Genomic DNA, 19584 nt, shown 5'->3' on the forward strand with positions numbered 1-19584 from the left:
CAACTAGTGGAATCGTGCAGGCATATGGAAGAGATCTATTTCAAATATTGGGGAAAAGTCAAAAAAGGTTCAGAGCAAGAAGGATCTGACTATCACCTGTTACCTTACCATTGCTTAGATGTGGCGGCGGTTGGAGGCTTACTCCTAGCGCCTGACAAAACGTTAACAAAGGACTTGGCACACTTTTTAGAAGTCACACCTTCACAGTTACAGAATATGGTTTCCCTAGCGTTATCGTTACATGACTTAGGTAAGTTTGCATCCGCATTTCAGAAACTTTACCCGAATAGTAATGCCAAACTGTTGAATCCAGAGTGTCGTAAAGAATATGACGGCAGATTATATCGACATGACCGTATGGGTTTGTTTTTCTGGAACGAGATAAAAAACAATTGCCTGGCAAGTTTGTTGGAAATTGAGCATTTATCAAGACGTAACCAAGAACTCATATATGACTCCATCATGGTGTTCATGGACTGCGTGCTGGGCCATCACGGTCAACCAATAGATTCTAATGCTCCTAGGTCGATTAAACCTTTTACAGAACAACATAACATAGCTGCCGCTCAACTATTTACTGAGCATTTGTTTGAGTTATTTAAATTAGAATTTCCCATTGAAAAATTTAGATCGAGAGACTGGCGACGTTGCCTGGAGCAAGTGAGTTGGCAACTAGCTGGTATCGCAGTATTGGCCGATTGGGTGGGGTCGGATAATAGTCATTTTCTGTATCAATCTAAACCTATGCCGTTAACTGATTATTGGTCGCATGCACAGGCAACAGCAATAAAGGCATTAGCCGCCACTGACCTAAATAAAGCCCCAAATGTTCGTCCGTTTAAATCTATTCGAGATCATTACGGATTTGAACCAACCCCCTTGCAGCGATGGGCTGAAACCGTAGTACTGGATGACTCTCCCCAACTATTTATTTTAGAAGACGTCACTGGCGCTGGTAAAACAGAGGCTGCACTGGCATTGACCCACCGCCTTATGGAGGCAGGCTCAGCCGATGGCTTTTATTTTGGTTTACCTACTATGGCCACGTCCAATGCCATGTTTAGCCGAGTGGCAAAGCACTACCAGCAGATGTTATCCGGTAGTGGTAAGCAGCCAAGCATTGTGTTGGCCCATGGTGCTCGAGAAATGAATGAGCTGTTTCGTGAAGCGATACTTGCATCTGGTGCACCTGACAGCGACTACCATGCCACCGACTCAACGGCCACTGCTCAATGCAATCAGTGGTTGGCCGATTCTCGCAAAAAAGCCCTACTGGCCCCTGTAGGCGTTGGCACAATAGATCAAGCGTTATTGGCCGTGTTACCGCGTCGGCATCAATCGCTTCGGTTACTCGGTTTAAATCGAAAAATACTAATATTTGATGAAGTACATGCTGCTGATGAGTTTATGTTCGAGTTGCTTGAAAGCTTATTGGCGCTGCACCTTCATCAGGGAGGCTGCGCCATTTTGCTCACTGCAACCCTGTCACTAAAACAGCGAGCGCGCTTAGCCGAGATTTGGCACAGTGCTGGAGGGATAACACCGCAACATCTACAAAAGACGGATTTCCCGTTAGCCACTAGAATTTCACTAAATTATGAAAAGCCATTATTGGAGCAGGCACTACCAAGTCGAGTGGGTGTTAGTCGGAATGTGAAGGTTAGTTTCCTGGATAGTATTGAAGCTTGTGTCGACAAAGTGTTAGCAGCGGTTGCTCAAGACCAGTGCGTAGTGTGGGTGCGAAACTCTGTTGATGATGCCTTGGCGGCCTACCAGGCTATTCAAAGTCAGATGGAAAACCCCGAAGACTGCTTGCTATTCCATAGTCGCTTTGTATTGCAAGACAGAAAAGTGATTGAAGATCGTGTACTAACACTCTTTGGCAAATCCAGTAATGCTGCAATTCGTAGTGGCAAGGTACTGATTGCCACCCAAGTGTTCCAAGAAAGTCTAGATGCAGATGTAGATGTCATGATCTCCGATATTTGCCCCATTGATGACCTCATTCAGCGAGCGGGCCGCTTACATCGTCATACGCGAGATATCAATGGAGCTTACCAACGCGACATTACCGATACTCGCACCGCTCCACAGTTATGGGTTCATGCACCAGAATGGAGTGAGCAGCCCGAATCGGACTGGCTAAGTGCCAATTTCAGGAATACGCACTATGTGTATCGTTCGCCCGGTCGCTTATGGCTGGGTATGCGCGAGTTGATAAAACTAGAGGCAATACGAATGCCTGGCGAAGCAAGGCAATTGATTGAAGCCGTATATAGTGATGAAGCTTATGAGCAAATCCCGGGTGCCTTGAAGCACCAAGAGAATGAATTAATTGGAGAAGAGCGAAGTAAAGCGGCGAAAGCAAAATCACAACTGCTGAAATGGGAGCAGTACGGTTATTGCGATCGCAGCGCTAGTGCTTGGTACGATGACAACACTGACATCAGTACTCGTTACAGCGATATTGAAACAGTGGACGTGTTGTTATTGAGGCAATCCGATACAGGGCAATTAACCCCTTGGGTGAATGCGCCACAATTCGCCGTTCAACTGAGCGTCGTCAAGTTATCTAAAAACAAATATGCCGATAAGTTGGCGGTTATACCTGTGCATTTGGAACAAGCAGTAGAAGTATTTAAACAACAAAATCCACAAGCAAAATATTTGCAGTGCTGGCTACCGGATCAAGATATTAATTTTACTTATCACTCAACAACAGGTTTTTGTGAGCAGCAAAAACAGGAGATGTTATGAATTTAGTTCAAGACCCTTGGCTTCCGTTCCGATTGCGAAATGGATCAGAGCGGGTTTTGCCAATGACAGCAATATGCGACCCAAATGTCATAGATTTCGCATTGCCACGCGCGGATTTTCAAGGAGCCGCCTATCAATTTGCAATTGGCTTGTTGCAGACCGTCTTTGCGCCTGATGATAAATACCTGTGGCATGATATTTACGAGCAAGCACCAGAACCTGAGGTATTGCAGCAGGCTTTTGATAAAGCCGCTCATGCGTTTTGTGCCACAGGTGATGGCCCGTTGTTTATGCAGGATTTTGATGAACTTGATGCCGCTAAGCCAACAACGGTGGCGGGTTTGCTGATTGAAGCTCCAGGGGCCAATGGCCTCAAATTAAATACTGACCACTTTATCAAACGTGGAATCGGTTCAGTCATGTCATTAGAGATGGCAAATATTGCGCTGTTTACTTTGCAAATCAATGCGCCAAGTGGGGGGCAGGGTCATCGAACCGGGTTGCGTGGTGGTGGGCCATTGACGACTCTGGTGTTGCCACAGCATTCAAATTCATCGTTATGGCAGAAACTTTGGCTGAACGTTATTAATAGAGATAAGTGGCGTTACGAAGATCCCGATTTACACAGTGGGTTGGTTTTTCCATGGTTAGCAAAAACAAAAAGCAGCGACAAAAAAGGCACTGAAATATACGCGTCTGATATTCATCCTCTGCACATGTTTTGGGCGATGCCTCGACGTATTTGCTTAGAGGTACAACAAGGTGAAGCGATATGTCAGATCACGGGTAAATTAGCAATGCAAACGGTTACAGAGTATCGCACTCAAAACTTTGGTGGCAATTATTCAGGCTCATGGCAGCATCCTTTAACTCCTTATAAATGGAATCCGAAAAAGCCCGAAGAAGAACATTTGTCGGCTAAAGGTCAGCAAGGTGGCATTACTTACAAGATATGGGATGCCTTAACCTTAACCAGCAATGAAAATGGGCAGCAATGTGCTCAAGTAGTAAACCACTACTATTCACTGTGTGAAGGCTTTGCAGACATACAAAGCCAAGTGCCAAGGCTATGGGTGTTCGGTTACGATATGGACAACATGAAAGCCCGAGGTTGGTATTCGGTATCATTTCCATTGTTTTCAGTATCGACAGAGCAGCAAGAAGAAATATTGAATGAAGTGAAAAGCCTGCAAAAATTGGCAGCCGACTCGTTGTGGCAATGTCGAACTCAAATCAAAACGGCGTGGTTTGACAAGCCTGGCGACGCAAAAGGCGATATGTCTTTTATCGACCTCGCCTTTTGGCAACGTAGCGAAGCCGCTTTTTATAACGCCGTTCAGCATTTAATAGGTAATGCCGTTCAAGGTGATCCTTATCTCGTGGCTACACAGGCCAATACTTGGCTAAAAGCACTCCGTAATACCGCAACTGATTTATTTGATGAATATGCATTATCTGAATTAGGTTCAGAACGGTCGATGGCGAAACGTATTAAAGCTCGCCAATTGTTGACCGGCTGGTTATACGGTGGCAAAGACATCAAGACATTTATAGCTAACCATAAAATTGAACAACTGAAGGAGGTTGTGTAATGGATGACCATTCCAAAAAAGTAGTATTACGCTGGTGGCAAAGCATGATGTCGCCACCAGCACAACTAAGTAGCCTGCATATTCAACCTGCGCCCACTTCTTACAAAGCGCAACTTAAGCGTTGTGAGTCGGCTGATGACGCCATGTTAACCGATGGTTTTAGAGCACTCTGGCTGAATTTAAGTGATGAAATTATCAATCAAGATAACTCAAGAAATATTGAATGCTGGGCCACCATTGCTGCCGTCTTAGTTCATGTTAAAAGTGAAAGCAAAAACAAGCTGGCGGTCGCAGCAGGGAAAAAGGGGGAGGGCGATAAATCGGTAGTGAGTGAATTGAGATTTTCGCAGCTACAAAATGCCAAAACACCTGAAGACTTCTTGCGTCGTCTACGTAGAGTTGTGCAGCAAGTAAAGGGCGATGTTTCTGCCGTTGATTTAGCGATAGATATTCAGAAGTGGTTTTCTGAATATGGCCAGTTACGGCCCAGAAAAGCAGATAAACGCATTAGTGTACAGTGGGCCATGGACTACTACCGTGCCGCCTCTGGAAAAAGAAAATAACGCAATTTTACGGATTATAATTTAAGGAATTTACCATGAGCCAATTTATTCAACTGCATATACTAACCTCTTACGCTCCATCCAATTTAAATCGTGACGATTTAGGGCGTCCTAAAACAGCAAAAATGGGTGGCTTTGATCGCCTTCGTGTCAGTTCACAAAGTTTAAAACGTAACTGGCGTGTATCTGAACTGTTTGAACAAGCCATGTCAGGCCATATTGGTATTCGAACCAAGCGTTTCGGGGTATCAGTATTTGACGCACTCATTAAAGCTGGCGTTAAAGAAAAATCAGCAAAAGAGTGGGCGACCTCCATTGCCGGTGTTTTCGGGAAAAGCAAAAAAGATGCGCTAGAAATTGAGCAGCTGGCTCATATTAGCCCAGCCGAACAAGATGCTGCAATGACACTGGCAGCCGTGCTGGCTGCCGAAGATCGTGCGCCAACGCAAGAAGAGCTAAACCTATTAAAAGCAGATCAAACGGCAGTAGATATTGCTTTGTTCGGTCGCATGCTGGCTTCTAGCCCTGCGTTTAATGTCGAGGCATCCTGCCAAGTTGCGCATGCTCTGAGTGTGCATAGCGTTGTTGTTGAAGACGACTACTTTACCGCAGTAGATGACCTTAACGACGGAAAAGAAGATGCAGGCTCTGCTCATATAGGTGAGTCTGGATTTGCAGCCGCATTGTTTTATAGCAATATCTGTATAAATAAAACTCAACTTGTTGAAAATCTGGATGGCGATGAAAACTTAGCCAATAAAGCCATACAAGCATTAACTGAAGCCGCAGTGAAAGTAGCGCCTAAAGGCAAGCAAAATAGCTTTGCGTCACGTGCTTACGCCAGTTATGTCCTGGCCGAAAAAGGTGAACAGCAACCACGCTCATTATCAGTTGCTTTCTTAAAACCTGTAAACGACGAAGACCATGCAAATGCAGCAATAAATGCATTAACCACCCAAGTTGATAATTTCGACAAAGTGTACGGTGCATGTGCTGACTCACGTTATGCCATAAATGCGATTGCCGGCGAAGGCACTTTTACTGAGCTATTAGAATTTGTTGCCCAATAGCTTTCTAATTTGACTAACTTAGGCGGATAACATGAAAGAATATTTGGTCTTTCGTTTATATGGCCCTATGGCCAGTTGGGGGCAAGCAGCAGTGGGGGGGGATCGCCCCACAGATATGCAACCTACGCGCTCAGCGATAATTGGCTTGTTAGGCGCGGCGCTTGGCATTAAACGAGATGATGAGTCGGCATTGCAGGCTTTGCAGCAAAGCATTTTGGTTGCAGTTAAACAATGTGTGCCGAGTTCATTAATACGCGACTATCACACCACGCAAGTGCCTTCACATAACAACAAGATTGTGCACCGCAGCCGTAAAAGTGAACTGAGCGAAGACAAACTCAACACTATTTTGTCGAGCCGCGATTATCGCTGTGATGGACTTTGGATCATTGCCGTTTCATTAACTGAGCAGGCCGAAATAAGCCTGGGACAGTTGAAAGGTGCGCTACATAAACCAGTGTTCGTGCTGAGTCTCGGCCGGAAGTCTTGCCCATTGGCATTGCCAGTGCAACCACAAATAGTCATGTACGAAAAGTTGAAAGATGCATTAGACACCGAGTTCCCGGCTATAACACGTTCACTCAATGAAGATGCTTTGTGGTTAGGTTCTAATGACCGTGTTACTTACTTTTGGGAAGGTGATAAGGCAGCGATGGAACATTCCAGTGTGGTAACAACCCATCCATGGGACGAGCCTGTACATAGAGGGCGTTGGCAATTTAAGCAGCGAGAAATGCACCAGTTATCGGCGGAGGAGGATGCACATGTTTCTATCTAAAATATCGCTTTTGCAATCTACTCAAGCCGCTAGAGAACTTATAAAAATTGGGGCTAATGGCGCATATGCCTCACATCAGTTGTTATGGCAATTATTTACGGATGAAGAGCAGCGTAACTTTCTATTTCGTGAAGAAATGAGTCCGAATGGGTTACCTCAGTTTTTTGTACTGTCAAAGGTGCAACCTGAAAACAATCATGCTTTGTTTAATGTTCAAACCAAAGTCTTTCAACCGAAGATAGCAGAGGGGCAGCGCTTGGGATATAAGCTACGGGTGAACCCAACTATTTGCGTGAAAGGTGATAATGGTAAAAGTAAACGTCACGACGTGTTGATGCATGCTAAATATCAGGCCAAAAAAGCAGGTGGTCAAGATTTACAAAAAGTTCAAGCGCTGATGGAACAGGCGGCGCAAGCATGGATATCTGATGAGCAGCGATTGCAACGATGGGGAATACAGTTAGATGCAATCCCTGAAATAGAACGTTATACCCAACATCGGAGTCAAAAAAAGTCAGGAAATCAATTGCAGTTTTCTAGTGTTGATTTTCAAGGTCTTTTAACGGTTAAGGACCCGAGTATATTTATGAGTCAATACGCTAATGGGTTTGGTAGGGCTAAGGCATTGGGCTGTGGTTTAATGCTAATTCGACGCGTGTAACTAAAATCAAATCAAGGATGAAAAATGAAATCAAAACTACAAGTGTTAGATCAAGGTATTTCAACGATCACCAAGGACGGTATCGAATATATCTGTATTACCGATATTGCACGATATAAAAAATCCGACAGGACTGACGATCTTATTAGAAATTGGCTGCGTAATCGAAACACGATTGAATTCCTTGGAATATGGGAGCAATTGAATAATCCAGATTTTAAACCCGTCGAATTCGACGGGTTTAAAAAAGAGGCAGGTCTAAATAGCTTTACACTTACACCCAAGCAGTGGATTGAATCTACAAATGCCATCGGACTAATTTCAAAACAGGGGCGTTATGGTGGCACCTACGCTCAAAAAGATATAGCCTTTGAGTTCGCAAGCTGGATCTCAGTTGAATTCAAGCTCTACCTAATCAAAGAATTCCAACGTCTCAAAGAAACAGAGTTTCAGCAGCTAGGTTGGGATATCAGGCGAAATCTAGCCAAAGTAAACTACCATATCCATACCGATGCAATTAAAGAAAACCTTCTACCTGACAAGTTGACTCGCCAACAAATCAGTTTTGTTTATGCCAGTGAAGCCGACTTACTCAATATGGCTTTATTCGGAATAACAGCAAAACAATGGCGAGATGAAAACCCTGCGTTGAAAGGAAATATGCGTGATCATGCAAATGTTTACCAGCTAGTGTGTCTCGCCAATATGGAATCCCTCAATGCTCATTTTATAGATCAAAAAATACCACAGTCCCAGCGATTAGAGCAGCTTAATAATCTTGCTATTCGTCAGATGAGTGTTCTGGTTCAAAATGCGACGGTAAAGCAATTAAATGTGGAAGAGTAATTTATGGCCTTCGTTCCCCTAAAGCCAATACCGCTTAAAGACCGTAACTCCATGATATTCATTGGAATGGGGCGCATTGATGTAAAAGATGGTGCCTTTGTTGTTATTGATGATGTTAATGGTGAAAGAATGCATATTCCTGTTGGGTCTATTGCCTGTTTGATGCTTGAGCCAGGCACTAGAGTCAGCCATGCAGCGGTAAAACTAGCTTCATTGACTGGGACATTACTGATATGGGTGGGTGAAGCGGGTGTTCGTTTATATTCTGCTGGTCAGCCAGGAGGGGCAAGGTCAGATAAGTTACTCTATCAAGCACAACTCGCCTTAGATGCTGACTTGCGTTTAAAAGTCGTTCGAAAAATGTTTGAGTTAAGATTTGATGAGCCCGCACCGGAGCGAAGAAGCGTTGATCAGTTGAGAGGAATTGAAGGAGCAAGGGTTCGTAAAACCTATGAGTTATTAGCAAAACAATATGGTGTGGATTGGCATGGCCGCCGATACGACCCTAAAGACTGGGGAAAAGGTGATGTTGTAAATCAATGCATCAGCGCTGCAACATCGTGCTTATACGGAGTGACAGAAGCTGCAATCCTTGCAGCCGGTTATGCACCTGCTATTGGGTTTATTCATTCAGGAAAGCCTTTATCATTTGTTTACGATATAGCCGATATCATAAAATTTGAAACGGTTGTTCCTATTGCGTTTAAAGTAGCATCAAAAAAGCCCTATCAGCCTGATCGAGAGGTTCGTGTAGCTTGCCGAGAAGTGTTTCGAACTAATAAAGTGTTGAAGCGTTTAATTCCACTGATAGAAGAAGTACTTTCTGCTGGTGAAATAGAGCCACCTAAACCTCCTAAAGATGCTCAACCTCCAGCAATTCCAGAGCCAGAATCTATTGGGGACGAAGGCCACAGGAGTAAATAAGTATGAGCATGTTAGTGGTCGTTACGGAAGCGGTGCCCCCAAGATTGAGAGGGCGATTAGCTGTCTGGTTATTAGAAGTGAGGGCAGGGGTCTACGTAGGAGATGTGTCACGTCGTATTCGTGAAATGGTGTGGGAACAGATAAATGAGCTAGCGGAGGGAGGAAACGTCGTTATGGCTTGGGCGACGAATACAGAGTCAGGGTTCGACTTTATTACCTACGGAGAAAACCGACGAATGCCTGTCGATTTTGATGGCTTGCGTTTAGTCAAGTTCTTGCCTGATCAGAAATAAATAAGGGAAATGTTCTTTAACAATTTGGTAGATTTTATAAAGCGATATTTCTCTTTATAAAACAAACATGTATGCTTAGAGTGTTCCCCGTGCCCACGGGGATGAACCGATGCGATAGAGCAAAATAATGACGATTCGTTAGTGTTCCCCGTGCCCACGGGGATGAACCGTTAAATATGGTTTCCCCATTGGCATACTCATTGTGTTCCCCGTGCCCACGGGGATGAACCGTTGATCGGGTTCGACACCGGCAACACGCGCGAGTGTTCCCCGTGCCCACGGGGATGAACCGTAATTCCGAACGAGAGTGAGGATTGCTTATCTGTGTTCCCCGTGCCCACGGGGATGAACCGGTTCAGATCATTGGTGAACTGCCACTTCCTAAGTGTTCCCCGTGCCCACGGGGATGAACCGTGGGCGCTTCCATATTTCACCCTCACCATAGTGTGTTCCCCGTGCCCACGGGGATGAACCGGCCTACAGGAATTATTGATCAGACCCACGATAGTGTTCCCCGTGCCCACGGGGATGAACCGTCCATTACTTACCTCGCATCATTACAAAGCCTGTGTTCCCCGTGCCCACGGGGATGAACCGCATTGCATCAGCAATGGCAGTATTTTCCGTTGAGTGTTCCCCGTGCCCACGGGGATGAACCGGTAAATCAATTCATTCTAACTATATAGCAGGTGTGTTCCCCGTGCCCACGGGGATGAACCGATATTCATAATGGACTCAAGATCAATTTCATCGTGTTCCCCGTGCCCACGGGGATGAACCGTTAGCCCGCGTGGTAAACTAACATGAGAACGTGTGTTCCCCGTGCCCACGGGGATGAACCGCGAACGCACGACCGATACCCTTATAAAATGGGGTGTTCCCCGTGCCCACGGGGATGAACCGGGATGAAATTCCATTAGCTTTTTAATCGCCAAGTGTTCCCCGTGCCCACGGGGATGAACCGAAAATAAAAGACGTAAACGTGTCAAAAGAAAAGTGTTCCCCGTGCCCACGGGGATGAACCGGACAACCGCGAATAATCAACGGTCGGATAGTTGTGTTCCCCGTGCCCACGGGGATGAACCGCGAGTCTTTCCGCTTCATTTTTGAAGTTGTCAGTGTTCCCCGTGCCCACGGGGATGAACCGTTGATCGGGTTCGACACCGGCAACACGCGCGAGTGTTCCCCGTGCCCACGGGGATGAACCGTTTACATAAAAAACGAATTCGGTGTTGACGTGGTGTTCCCCGTGCCCACGGGGATGAACCGCGATGAAAGAAACGCCAACGCCCATTGGGACTGTGTTCCCCGTGCCCACGGGGATGAACCGCACTCGCAGGACTAACACCGGAAACGAAAGCCGTGTTCCCCGTGCCCACGGGGATGAACCGTTTGTTTTTGGTGGGGCAAAATTAAACGTGGAGTGTTCCCCGTGCCCACGGGGATGAACCGCACATGTTACGCGATTCATTCGCTATTATCCCGTGTTCCCCGTGCCCACGGGGATGAACCGTTTGTTTTTGGTGGGGCAAAATTAAACGTGGAGTGTTCCCCGTGCCCACGGGGATGAACCGACGCGATAGACTATAAAGTATTTGAGTCTGATGTGTTCCCCGTGCCCACGGGGATGAACCGCGAGTCTTTCCGCTTCATTTTTGAAGTTGTCAGTGTTCCCCGTGCCCACGGGGATGAACCGCGGGTTATCTGCGTTTATAATCGCTTCGAGCAGTGTTCCCCGTGCCCACGGGGATGAACCGGATTTATACTGGTAATGCTTTTCTCAAAATCAGTGTTCCCCGTGCCCACGGGGATGAACCGATGTAGCCCCTGCCACACACCCAGATGCGAGCGTGTTCCCCGTGCCCACGGGGATGAACCGCGATCGATTGCACGTCATCATTCAGGTTATCAGTGTTCCCCGTGCCCACGGGGATGAACCGTGGACGCTTCCATATTTCACCCTCACCATAGTGTGTTCCCCGTGCCCACGGGGATGAACCGTTTATTCAAATGCGGTTCGACTTTGCTTTTGACGTGTTCCCCGTGCCCACGGGGATGAACCGATTTTGAAAATGCTGGTTATTTAGTTATAGGTGTGTTCCCCGTGCCCACGGGGATGAACCGATGGCGACTCAGAAAAAGAAAAATTGATTAATGTGTTCCCCGTGCCCACGGGGATGAACCGAGCGTGAAAAACGCGCCGAAAATGGCGACCAAGTGTTCCCCGTGCCCACGGGGATGAACCGTGAGGTATTTATAGACGAGGTTTGGAAACACGGTGTTCCCCGTGCCCACGGGGATGAACCGCAATTTCTGACTACTATGATAGACCGAAAAATGTGTTCCCCGTGCCCACGGGGATGAACCGCAATTTCTGACTACTATGATAGACCGAAAAATACGTGTTCCCCGTGCCCACGGGGATGAACCGCGCTCTCAATTTTCTTTTTTGATAGTCAGTTAGTGTTCCCCGTGCCCACGGGGATGAACCGTGCCTGCAACTACTCAACCTCGCGTTCCAGTTGTGTTCCCCGTGCCCACGGGGATGAACCGGCGTGATGTATCAACATTACCAGAGCCAAGAGGTGTTCCCCGTGCCCACGGGGATGAACCGCATTCGGTAGGTGAAACAGCGAAAGAGTTGGTGTGTTCCCCGTGCCCACGGGGATGAACCGCAATGAACGTCCGCCCTTTTTAGTCGTCGCTAGTGTTCCCCGTGCCCACGGGGATGAACCGTTAACCAGGTTGCTTATCCCGGAAAAGAAAATGTGTTCCCCGTGCCCACGGGGATGAACCGGGTGGGCCGCGCTCATTGGCTGGGGTTCGTCGGTGTTCCCCGTGCCCACGGGGATGAACCGCGCTGAAGATATTCCGCCAACCTCTTTGTTTAGTGTTCCCCGTGCCCACGGGGATGAACCGTGCAGCAGCAACCAATTCGCTGCAAAACCATCGTGTTCCCCGTGCCCACGGGGATGAACCGAATTCAGGATTATCTAGGGCTAGCGCGGCAGAGTGTTCCCCGTGCCCACGGGGATGAACCGCCTGGGATGTCTAGCTTAGCCTCACTTTCAGAGTGTTCCCCGTGCCCACGGGGATGAACCGCAACAAATCTTATTACGGGTGAAACTTTCGCTGTGTTCCCCGTGCCCACGGGGATGAACCGTTTGTTTTTGGTGGGGCAAAATTAAACGTGGAGTGTTCCCCGTGCCCACGGGGATGAACCGCTGAATGGGGGTGTTGAATTTGTGCAGAGAATGTGTTCCCCGTGCCCACGGGGATGAACCGCGGAAAAAGGTGTTGACGTCGAAACAGAATGAGTGTTCCCCGTGCCCACGGGGATGAACCGCCCCTTTTAAATTTTCGCTTATTTACTATTGGGTGTTCCCCGTGCCCACGGGGATGAACCGCAGCTGACGTTGTAAAAACATTACTATTCCACCGTGTTCCCCGTGCCCACGGGGATGAACCGCGCTCTCAATTTTCTTTTTTGATAGTCAGTTAGTGTTCCCCGTGCCCACGGGGATGAACCGTGTCCCTTTTTTTATTGCTCGAATTCACACATGTGTTCCCCGTGCCCACGGGGATGAACCGTCCGTTTAATTTAGATAAAGACACTATAAAAAGTGTTCCCCGTGCCCACGGGGATGAACCGAAAAACCCCCCACTTCGGGTATCAATCAAAGTGTGTTCCCCGTGCCCACGGGGATGAACCGGTTTGGGAAGTTTGGAGCGGGACATTGACTAAGTGTTCCCCGTGCCCACGGGGATGAACCGCCTATTTTAGTTGCAAGATCATACCTATTAGAGTGTTCCCCGTGCCCACGGGGATGAACCGGTTAAAAATGTACATCAGTCGAGCGTTAGACGGTGTTCCCCGTGCCCACGGGGATGAACCGCCGTGTTTATGCCCTCTGAAATATTCTTTTTCGTGTTCCCCGTGCCCACGGGGATGAACCGTAAAAGCCGTCCACAACCCGATCAACAATAAAGTGTTCCCCGTGCCCACGGGGATGAACCGGTTTGGGAAGTTTGGAGCGGGACATTGACTGAGTGTTCCCCGTGCCCACGGGGATGAACCGATTAGCCATACCGTTCCAAATCCAATCATAAAGTGTTCCCCGTGCCCACGGGGATGAACCGCAAAAAATAATTCAAAAAAACTCAAACCCAATGTGTTCCCCGTGCCCACGGGGATGAACCGTTTGTTTTGGTCAGGACTGGGCGGATGTATTTGTGTTCCCCGTGCCCACGGGGATGAACCGGGGCTGACAGGAGGTTGGAAACAGCCTCCTGAGTGTTCCCCGTGCCCACGGGGATGAACCGTGGATGTCTTATGCCTAACTCAATATACGTATGTGTTCCCCGTGCCCACGGGGATGAACCGGTATCGTTGAAGCCGAGGCAGCTATTAAATCAGTGTTCCCCGTGCCCACGGGGATGAACCGGTTACTCAATGGTTGCACAAGACTTTAAAATGGTGTTCCCCGTGCCCACGGGGATGAACCGTTCACAAAACAGATGACTTCGAAATTCATAATGTGTTCCCCGTGCCCACGGGGATGAACCGGCGCTAGGACTTCTACACAAAACGATTAGAAAGTGTTCCCCGTGCCCACGGGGATGAACCGCTCATTCGCTTCTTGCACGGTTTTCTCTACTTGTGTTCCCCGTGCCCACGGGGATGAACCGACGAACAACACAGCAGCAGATACCAAATTCTTGTGTTCCCCGTGCCCACGGGGATGAACCGTTTGTGACACAGCACGGCCACAGAGGGATTGAGTGTTCCCCGTGCCCACGGGGATGAACCGGCTATTAACACGTTCAAAGCGGGTGATATTAGGTGTTCCCCGTGCCCACGGGGATGAACCGCTGGGAGACCAAGACCTAAGAGGATTCGATTGGTGTTCCCCGTGCCCACGGGGATGAACCGATATTCGCGGGGTGTTAGAAGGCGCCTTCTGGAGTGTTCCCCGTGCCCACGGGGATGAACCGCGGAAAAATCGTTCAAATATCCACAGTCGCGAGTGTTCCCCGTGCCCACGGGGATGAACCGCTCTATACAGTCGTTAACACGTAATGATGCGAGTGTTCCCCGTGCCCACGGGGATGAACCGAGTTCAGGATTATCTAGGGCTAGCGCTGCTGAGTGTTCCCCGTGCCCACGGGGATGAACCGAGCTATTAGACGCTAAGCATAAAAGCGAAATAGTGTTCCCCGTGCCCACGGGGATGAACCGCACAACGGCCAGAGAAATTTGTTTTAGTTAATGTGTTCCCCGTGCCCACGGGGATGAACCGCACTTAACCTGTACTATCAATAGGTTAAATATGTGTTCCCCGTGCCCACGGGGATGAACCGCCAGCTGTTTTTAACTGGCGCTTTCTACCCATGTGTTCCCCGTGCCCACGGGGATGAACCGTGCTGTCGTGTTGGCTGATCGTGTATTTGAACGTGTTCCCCGTGCCCACGGGGATGAACCGCCATAACCAGTGCGCTGATAACGCCAACCTAGGTGTTCCCCGTGCCCACGGGGATGAACCGGCTCTATGCCTTCGCTGTTTAGCTTCTGTCGAGTGTTCCCCGTGCCCACGGGGATGAACCGTTAATCAGGACAAGGCTTCGCCTTGAAAAGCCGTGTTCCCCGTGCCCACGGGGATGAACCGACGATACTGAGTCAGCCACTAACACTAACAAAGTGTTCCCCGTGCCCACGGGGATGAACCGCTAGCAATGAGAAATCGGTTTACATTTGCCGAGTGTTCCCCGTGCCCACGGGGATGAACCGAACTCTGATCTAGGGCATGCTGACACCCCGCTGTGTTCCCCGTGCCCACGGGGATGAACCAGGAAGTTGTGCGGCCAGAGAACGCTAAGGACGTGTGTTCCCCGTGCCCACGGGGATGAACCGCCTAGATGGGCCAACGCCAATGTTCACATCCAGTGTTCCCCGTGCCCACGGGGATGAACCGATAACCCCCCACCTATGGGTACGGATGTGATGGTGTTCCCCGTGCCCACGGGGATGAACCGTGCTGGCGGCATGGCCGAAAAGATACGAACCGGTGTTCCCCGTGCCCACGGGGATGAACCGTCAATATATATTCAATCTCTTCTGACACTTGGGTGTTCCCCGTGCCCACGGGGATGAACCAGCTACTGTATCACCCACCCATCCTAAATAGCTGTGTTCCCCGTGCCCACGGGGATGAACCGAGCCAGGTAACCCAGTAGCAAGATGAATCATAGTGTTCCCCGTGCCCACGGGGATGAACCGAGCGCGCAGAGCTCCGCAAACAGCAAGAGGCTGTGTTCCCCGTGCCCACGGGGATGAACCGATACATACTGGTTTATCAAAGTCGGTGATAATGTGTTCCCCGTGCCCACGGGGATGAACCGCTCTACCCCTTGAAAGATTCGTCTGCCCTGGTGTGTTCCCCGTGCCCACGGGGATGAACCGTGAGACTCCATCAATAGTCGCTCTAGATGAATGTGTTCCCCGTGCCCACGGGGATGAACCGAACTAAAACTTAATCGGCTCAGGCAGCGAGGGGTGTTCCCCGTGCCCACGGGGATGAACCGAACTAAAACTTAATCGGCTCAGGCAGCGAGGGGTGTTCCCCGTGCCCACGGGGATGAACCGGCCGTCTTACCGTTGACAAGCAAATCATTTGAGTGTTCCCCGTGCCCACGGGGATGAACCGGCTTGGCCGGTATTATGGAGCAGGTTAGAGATGTGTTCCCCGTGCCCACGGGGATGAACCGAATATCAGCTTAAACTTTTAGAAATTGCGAGTGTGTTCCCCGTGCCCACGGGGATGAACCGCAAGCTGTTTTAATGCCCTTAGTCTGAGCGTCGTGTTCCCCGTGCCCACGGGGATGAACCGCTTGCCGCGCCAAACTGACAACCTATAGCTAAGTGTTCCCCGTGCCCACGGGGATGAACCGTTACAACCCTGATCTTGATAGCATTGCTCAGAGTGTTCCCCGTGCCCACGGGGATGAACCGCACGTTTGCGAGCCACATAAAGACGAATGTAAGTGTTCCCCGTGCCCACGGGGATGAACCGCTCTATTCTATTCTTTTCAGCATCTTGCTTTAGTGTTCCCCGTGCCCACGGGGATGAACCGATTGTTAAATAACAACAGGTGAGCTGTATTGAGTGTTCCCCGTGCCCACGGGGATGAACCGGCTTGACAATGCTCACTGAGTCTCAGTCGGTAGTGTTCCCCGTGCCCACGGGGATGAACCCGCATGGGAATCAATAACACTGCGCGCCTTATCGTGTTCCCCGTGCCCACGGGGATGAACCGAGATTAGGACAGCCTTGCAGGACAGAAATCTGGTGTTCCCCGTGCCCACGGGGATGAACCGCCTTTCGAGACAATATAACGATGCCATAAAGAGTGTTCCCCGTGCCCACGGGGATGAACCGTATGTGGTATACGGACATATTTAGAATAATATGTGTTCCCCGTGCCCACGGGGATGAACCGCGTTTTTGATATTCGAGTTAAAAGGTCGTTTGGTGTTCCCCGTGCCCACGGGGATGAACCGATATTCTGTAAAAACTGCTTCAACATCCTTGAGTGTTCCCCGTGCCCACGGGGATGAACCGTCTATTAAATCGTGATGGGTTACCATCCATTGGTGTTCCCCGTGCCCACGGGGATGAACCGGCGTTAGCGGCCAATGAAGAAGGCGACCAGGAGTGTTCCCCGTGCCCACGGGGATGAACCGTATGCGGTAAAGTTTGCGGATTTGTCGCTTGAGTGTTCCCCGTGCCCACGGGGATGAACCGCAAAGCGTCGAAAGAGCAGCTATTATTTAAGGGTGTTCCCCGTGCCCACGGGGATGAACCGCTGACAATTGCCCAAGATCACGATCTAAACGAGTGTTCCCCGTGCCCACGGGGATGAACCGCATTTAGCAAGCAACACAAGCACGTAATTGAAGTGTTCCCCGTGCCCACGGGGATGAACCGCGTTCAAGAGAAATGGGTTATTTCATTAAGGAGTGTTCCCCGTGCCCACGGGGATGAACCGTGCGCCTTTTGCTGTTCAACATAGTCCTCAAAGTGTTCCCCGTGCCCACGGGGATGAACCGTACAAATCTTAGCTGCATTATTCCGTAATGCCGTGTTCCCCGTGCCCACGGGGATGAACCGCAGATGGTTCTTAAAAGCCCTCATTTGAAGAGGTGTTCCCCGTGCCCACGGGGATGAACCGCGAACGATGTTCTTAATGCAGACAGAAAAACCGTGTTCCCCGTGCCCACGGGGATGAACCGGTGGTTTTTAGTCAACTCAAAAGCTTTATCGTGTGTTCCCCGTGCCCACGGGGATGAACCGTTTTTTCCAAAGCTTTTTTAATGGGGGGCGACGTGTTCCCCGTGCCCACGGGGATGAACCGTAGTGTTTGATGCAATCACCGGAAGTTGCATAGTGTTCCCCGTGCCCACGGGGATGAACCGATAAGTATTTAAACAGCGGTAAGCCCCTAGATGTGTTCCCCGTGCCCACGGGGATGAACCGCAGAGCTTAACGCCTTAGTTGGCAATTCCGATGTGTTCCCCGTGCCCACGGGGATGAACCGGTTAAGGCGAAGAGTGCTGTTAGTGAAAAGCTGTGTTCCCCGTGCCCACGGGGATGAACCGCGTACTACTCAAAGCGGCAAGATCGTTCAAATGTGTTCCCCGTGCCCACGGGGATGAACCGTTTGTTAAGCCTGGTGGCCGCTTGGTGGCAATGTGTTCCCCGTGCCCACGGGGATGAACCGTCGAGAGCGCTGGTTCACGCATTCATCTGGATGTGTTCCCCGTGCCCACGGGGATGAACCGTGGGCAATGGAAAACGGCGCTACTGAAAATGAGTGTTCCCCGTGCCCACGGGGATGAACCGTGCACCTGATCGGTAATCAGCTCTGAAGATAGGTGTTCCCCGTGCCCACGGGGATGAACCGAGTGATAACATATTAGAATTAATTGCAAACCTGTGTTCCCCGTGCCCACGGGGATGAACCGAAATATCAGGTAACCGCTTGGGATAAGAAAGGGTGTTCCCCGTGCCCACGGGGATGAACCGACATCCAGGGGAGAGGTGACGCAGCTATTGATGTGTTCCCCGTGCCCACGGGGATGAACCGCTCTGTACAATCCATCCGCAATCATAAACATGGTGTTCCCCGTGCCCACGGGGATGAACCGTCACTTAACATCACTGACCCTGCTGCTGGTGGGTGTTCCCCGTGCCCACGGGGATGAACCGCTCACTGAGATGTCAGTAAAGAAACTTCACTAGTGTTCCCCGTGCCCACGGGGATGAACCGAATGTCGGCTCTATAGTTGATTTTGATATAACGTGTTCCCCGTGCCCACGGGGATGAACCGCGTAAATCAACCATATAGCGAGAGTTGAAATGGTGTTCCCCGTGCCCACGGGGATGAACCGTTCTCTTTACCCTGTTGCATGAGCTTGTCTGCGTGTTCCCCGTGCCCACGGGGATGAACCGATTATTTGATAGCATTAACTAGTGTGCAGGTCGTGTTCCCCGTGCCCACGGGGATGAACCGCCTTGGCGAATTCTAAAAATAATTTCTCTGATGTGTTCCCCGTGCCCACGGGGATGAACCGAAAATGCACTGCTAAAGCAAACGATAGAAAACGTGTTCCCCGTGCCCACGGGGATGAACCGGCAGAGATGCGCAGGAACGTTTTTACAAGAAAGTGTTCCCCGTGCCCACGGGGATGAACCGGTGTAGTGGCAATATCGCCCCAGTGAATGGGGGTGTTCCCCGTGCCCACGGGGATGAACCGCAAACAAAAGGAGGTAAACAACAGCAGCGAACGTGTTCCCCGTGCCCACGGGGATGAACCGGGCTTAGTGAAATGTCACCGCAGCGCAGAGCTGTGTTCCCCGTGCCCACGGGGATGAACCGTAACGAGAGCCAATGAACGGGCTGACAAAGCAGTGTTCCCCGTGCCCACGGGGATGAACCGCGATCTCTTCAACGTTATATTCACTGCAAATAGTGTTCCCCGTGCCCACGGGGATGAACCGCGACTTGCGCTTCGTCAAGATACCATAGCTGCGTGTTCCCC

At 49.7% G+C, this 19584-nt stretch carries 9 protein-coding genes and 1 CRISPR repeat array (1 of these 10 only partly in view); all 9 genes read left to right on the plus strand.

Annotated features, from left to right (window positions below; all coding sequences use genetic code 11):
• The first annotated feature begins 24 nt into the window (after positions 1-24).
• Genes cas3 through cas2e form a run of 9 tightly spaced genes read left to right on the plus strand, consistent with a single transcriptional unit; the run spans position 25 to position 9484 of the window.
• Complete coding sequence (gene cas3 / locus MY523_RS03725; RefSeq protein ID WP_250657464.1) at positions 25-2757, plus strand: CRISPR-associated helicase Cas3'; 2733 nt, start codon at positions 25-27, stop codon at positions 2755-2757.
• Positions 2754-4349, plus strand: coding sequence for a type I-E CRISPR-associated protein Cse1/CasA (casA, locus tag MY523_RS03730; RefSeq protein ID WP_250657465.1), 1596 nt, complete (start codon positions 2754-2756; stop codon positions 4347-4349). Before cas3 ends, casA begins: the two co-directional genes overlap by 4 nt.
• Positions 4349-4912 (plus strand): type I-E CRISPR-associated protein Cse2/CasB, encoded by a 564-nt coding sequence (gene casB, locus MY523_RS03735; protein WP_250657466.1) that lies wholly within the window; start codon positions 4349-4351, stop codon positions 4910-4912. Before casA ends, casB begins: the two co-directional genes overlap by 1 nt.
• Before the next feature lie 35 nt (positions 4913-4947).
• On the plus strand, positions 4948-5982 hold the full coding sequence (cas7e, locus tag MY523_RS03740) for a type I-E CRISPR-associated protein Cas7/Cse4/CasC (RefSeq protein WP_250657467.1): 1035 nt from the start codon (positions 4948-4950) through the stop codon (positions 5980-5982).
• A 31-nt stretch (positions 5983-6013) separates the two neighbouring features.
• The gene (gene cas5e / locus MY523_RS03745; RefSeq protein WP_250657468.1) at positions 6014-6760 is read left to right on the plus strand and encodes a type I-E CRISPR-associated protein Cas5/CasD; all 747 of its coding nucleotides are present in this window, start codon (positions 6014-6016) and stop codon (positions 6758-6760) included.
• Complete coding sequence (gene cas6e, locus MY523_RS03750) at positions 6747-7421, plus strand: type I-E CRISPR-associated protein Cas6/Cse3/CasE (RefSeq protein WP_250657469.1); 675 nt, start codon at positions 6747-6749, stop codon at positions 7419-7421. Before cas5e ends, cas6e begins: the two co-directional genes overlap by 14 nt.
• A gap of 24 nt (positions 7422-7445) precedes the next feature.
• Entirely contained in the window at positions 7446-8267 is an 822-nt protein-coding gene (locus tag MY523_RS03755; protein ID WP_250657470.1) for a KilA-N domain-containing protein, read from the plus strand.
• 3 nt (positions 8268-8270) lie between these two features.
• Positions 8271-9191: a type I-E CRISPR-associated endonuclease Cas1e gene (gene cas1e / locus MY523_RS03760; protein ID WP_250657471.1), complete on the plus strand. Its 921-nt coding sequence runs from the start codon at positions 8271-8273 to the stop codon at positions 9189-9191.
• 2 nt (positions 9192-9193) lie between these two features.
• Positions 9194-9484 carry a type I-E CRISPR-associated endoribonuclease Cas2e gene (cas2e, locus tag MY523_RS03765; RefSeq protein ID WP_250657472.1) on the plus strand — a complete coding sequence of 97 codons (291 nt, stop codon included), beginning with the start codon at positions 9194-9196 and terminating at the stop codon, positions 9482-9484.
• An 80-nt stretch (positions 9485-9564) separates the two neighbouring features.
• Positions 9565-19584: direct repeats of the CRISPR family, unit length 29 nt; unit sequence GTGTTCCCCGTGCCCACGGGGATGAACCG; it runs 935 nt beyond the window's last position.

The sequence above is a fragment of the Alkalimarinus coralli genome, from assembly GCF_023650515.1.
GTDB classification, from domain to species: domain Bacteria; phylum Pseudomonadota; class Gammaproteobacteria; order Pseudomonadales; family Oleiphilaceae; genus Alkalimarinus; species Alkalimarinus coralli.

Excerpts from the sequence above, each read along its gene's own strand:
- cas3 (WP_250657464.1), top strand. The coding sequence starts at position 25 with ATGGAAGAGATCTATTTCAAATATTGGGGAAAAGTCAAAAAAGGTTCA.
- casA (WP_250657465.1), top strand. The coding sequence starts at position 2,754 with ATGAATTTAGTTCAAGACCCTTGGCTTCCGTTCCGATTGCGAAATGGA.
- casB (WP_250657466.1), top strand. The coding sequence starts at position 4,349 with ATGGATGACCATTCCAAAAAAGTAGTATTACGCTGGTGGCAAAGCATG.
- cas7e (WP_250657467.1), top strand. The coding sequence starts at position 4,948 with ATGAGCCAATTTATTCAACTGCATATACTAACCTCTTACGCTCCATCC.
- cas5e (WP_250657468.1), top strand. The coding sequence starts at position 6,014 with ATGAAAGAATATTTGGTCTTTCGTTTATATGGCCCTATGGCCAGTTGG.
- cas6e (WP_250657469.1), top strand. The coding sequence starts at position 6,747 with ATGTTTCTATCTAAAATATCGCTTTTGCAATCTACTCAAGCCGCTAGA.
- MY523_RS03755 (WP_250657470.1), top strand. The coding sequence starts at position 7,446 with ATGAAATCAAAACTACAAGTGTTAGATCAAGGTATTTCAACGATCACC.
- cas1e (WP_250657471.1), top strand. The coding sequence starts at position 8,271 with ATGGCCTTCGTTCCCCTAAAGCCAATACCGCTTAAAGACCGTAACTCC.
- cas2e (WP_250657472.1), top strand. The coding sequence starts at position 9,194 with ATGAGCATGTTAGTGGTCGTTACGGAAGCGGTGCCCCCAAGATTGAGA.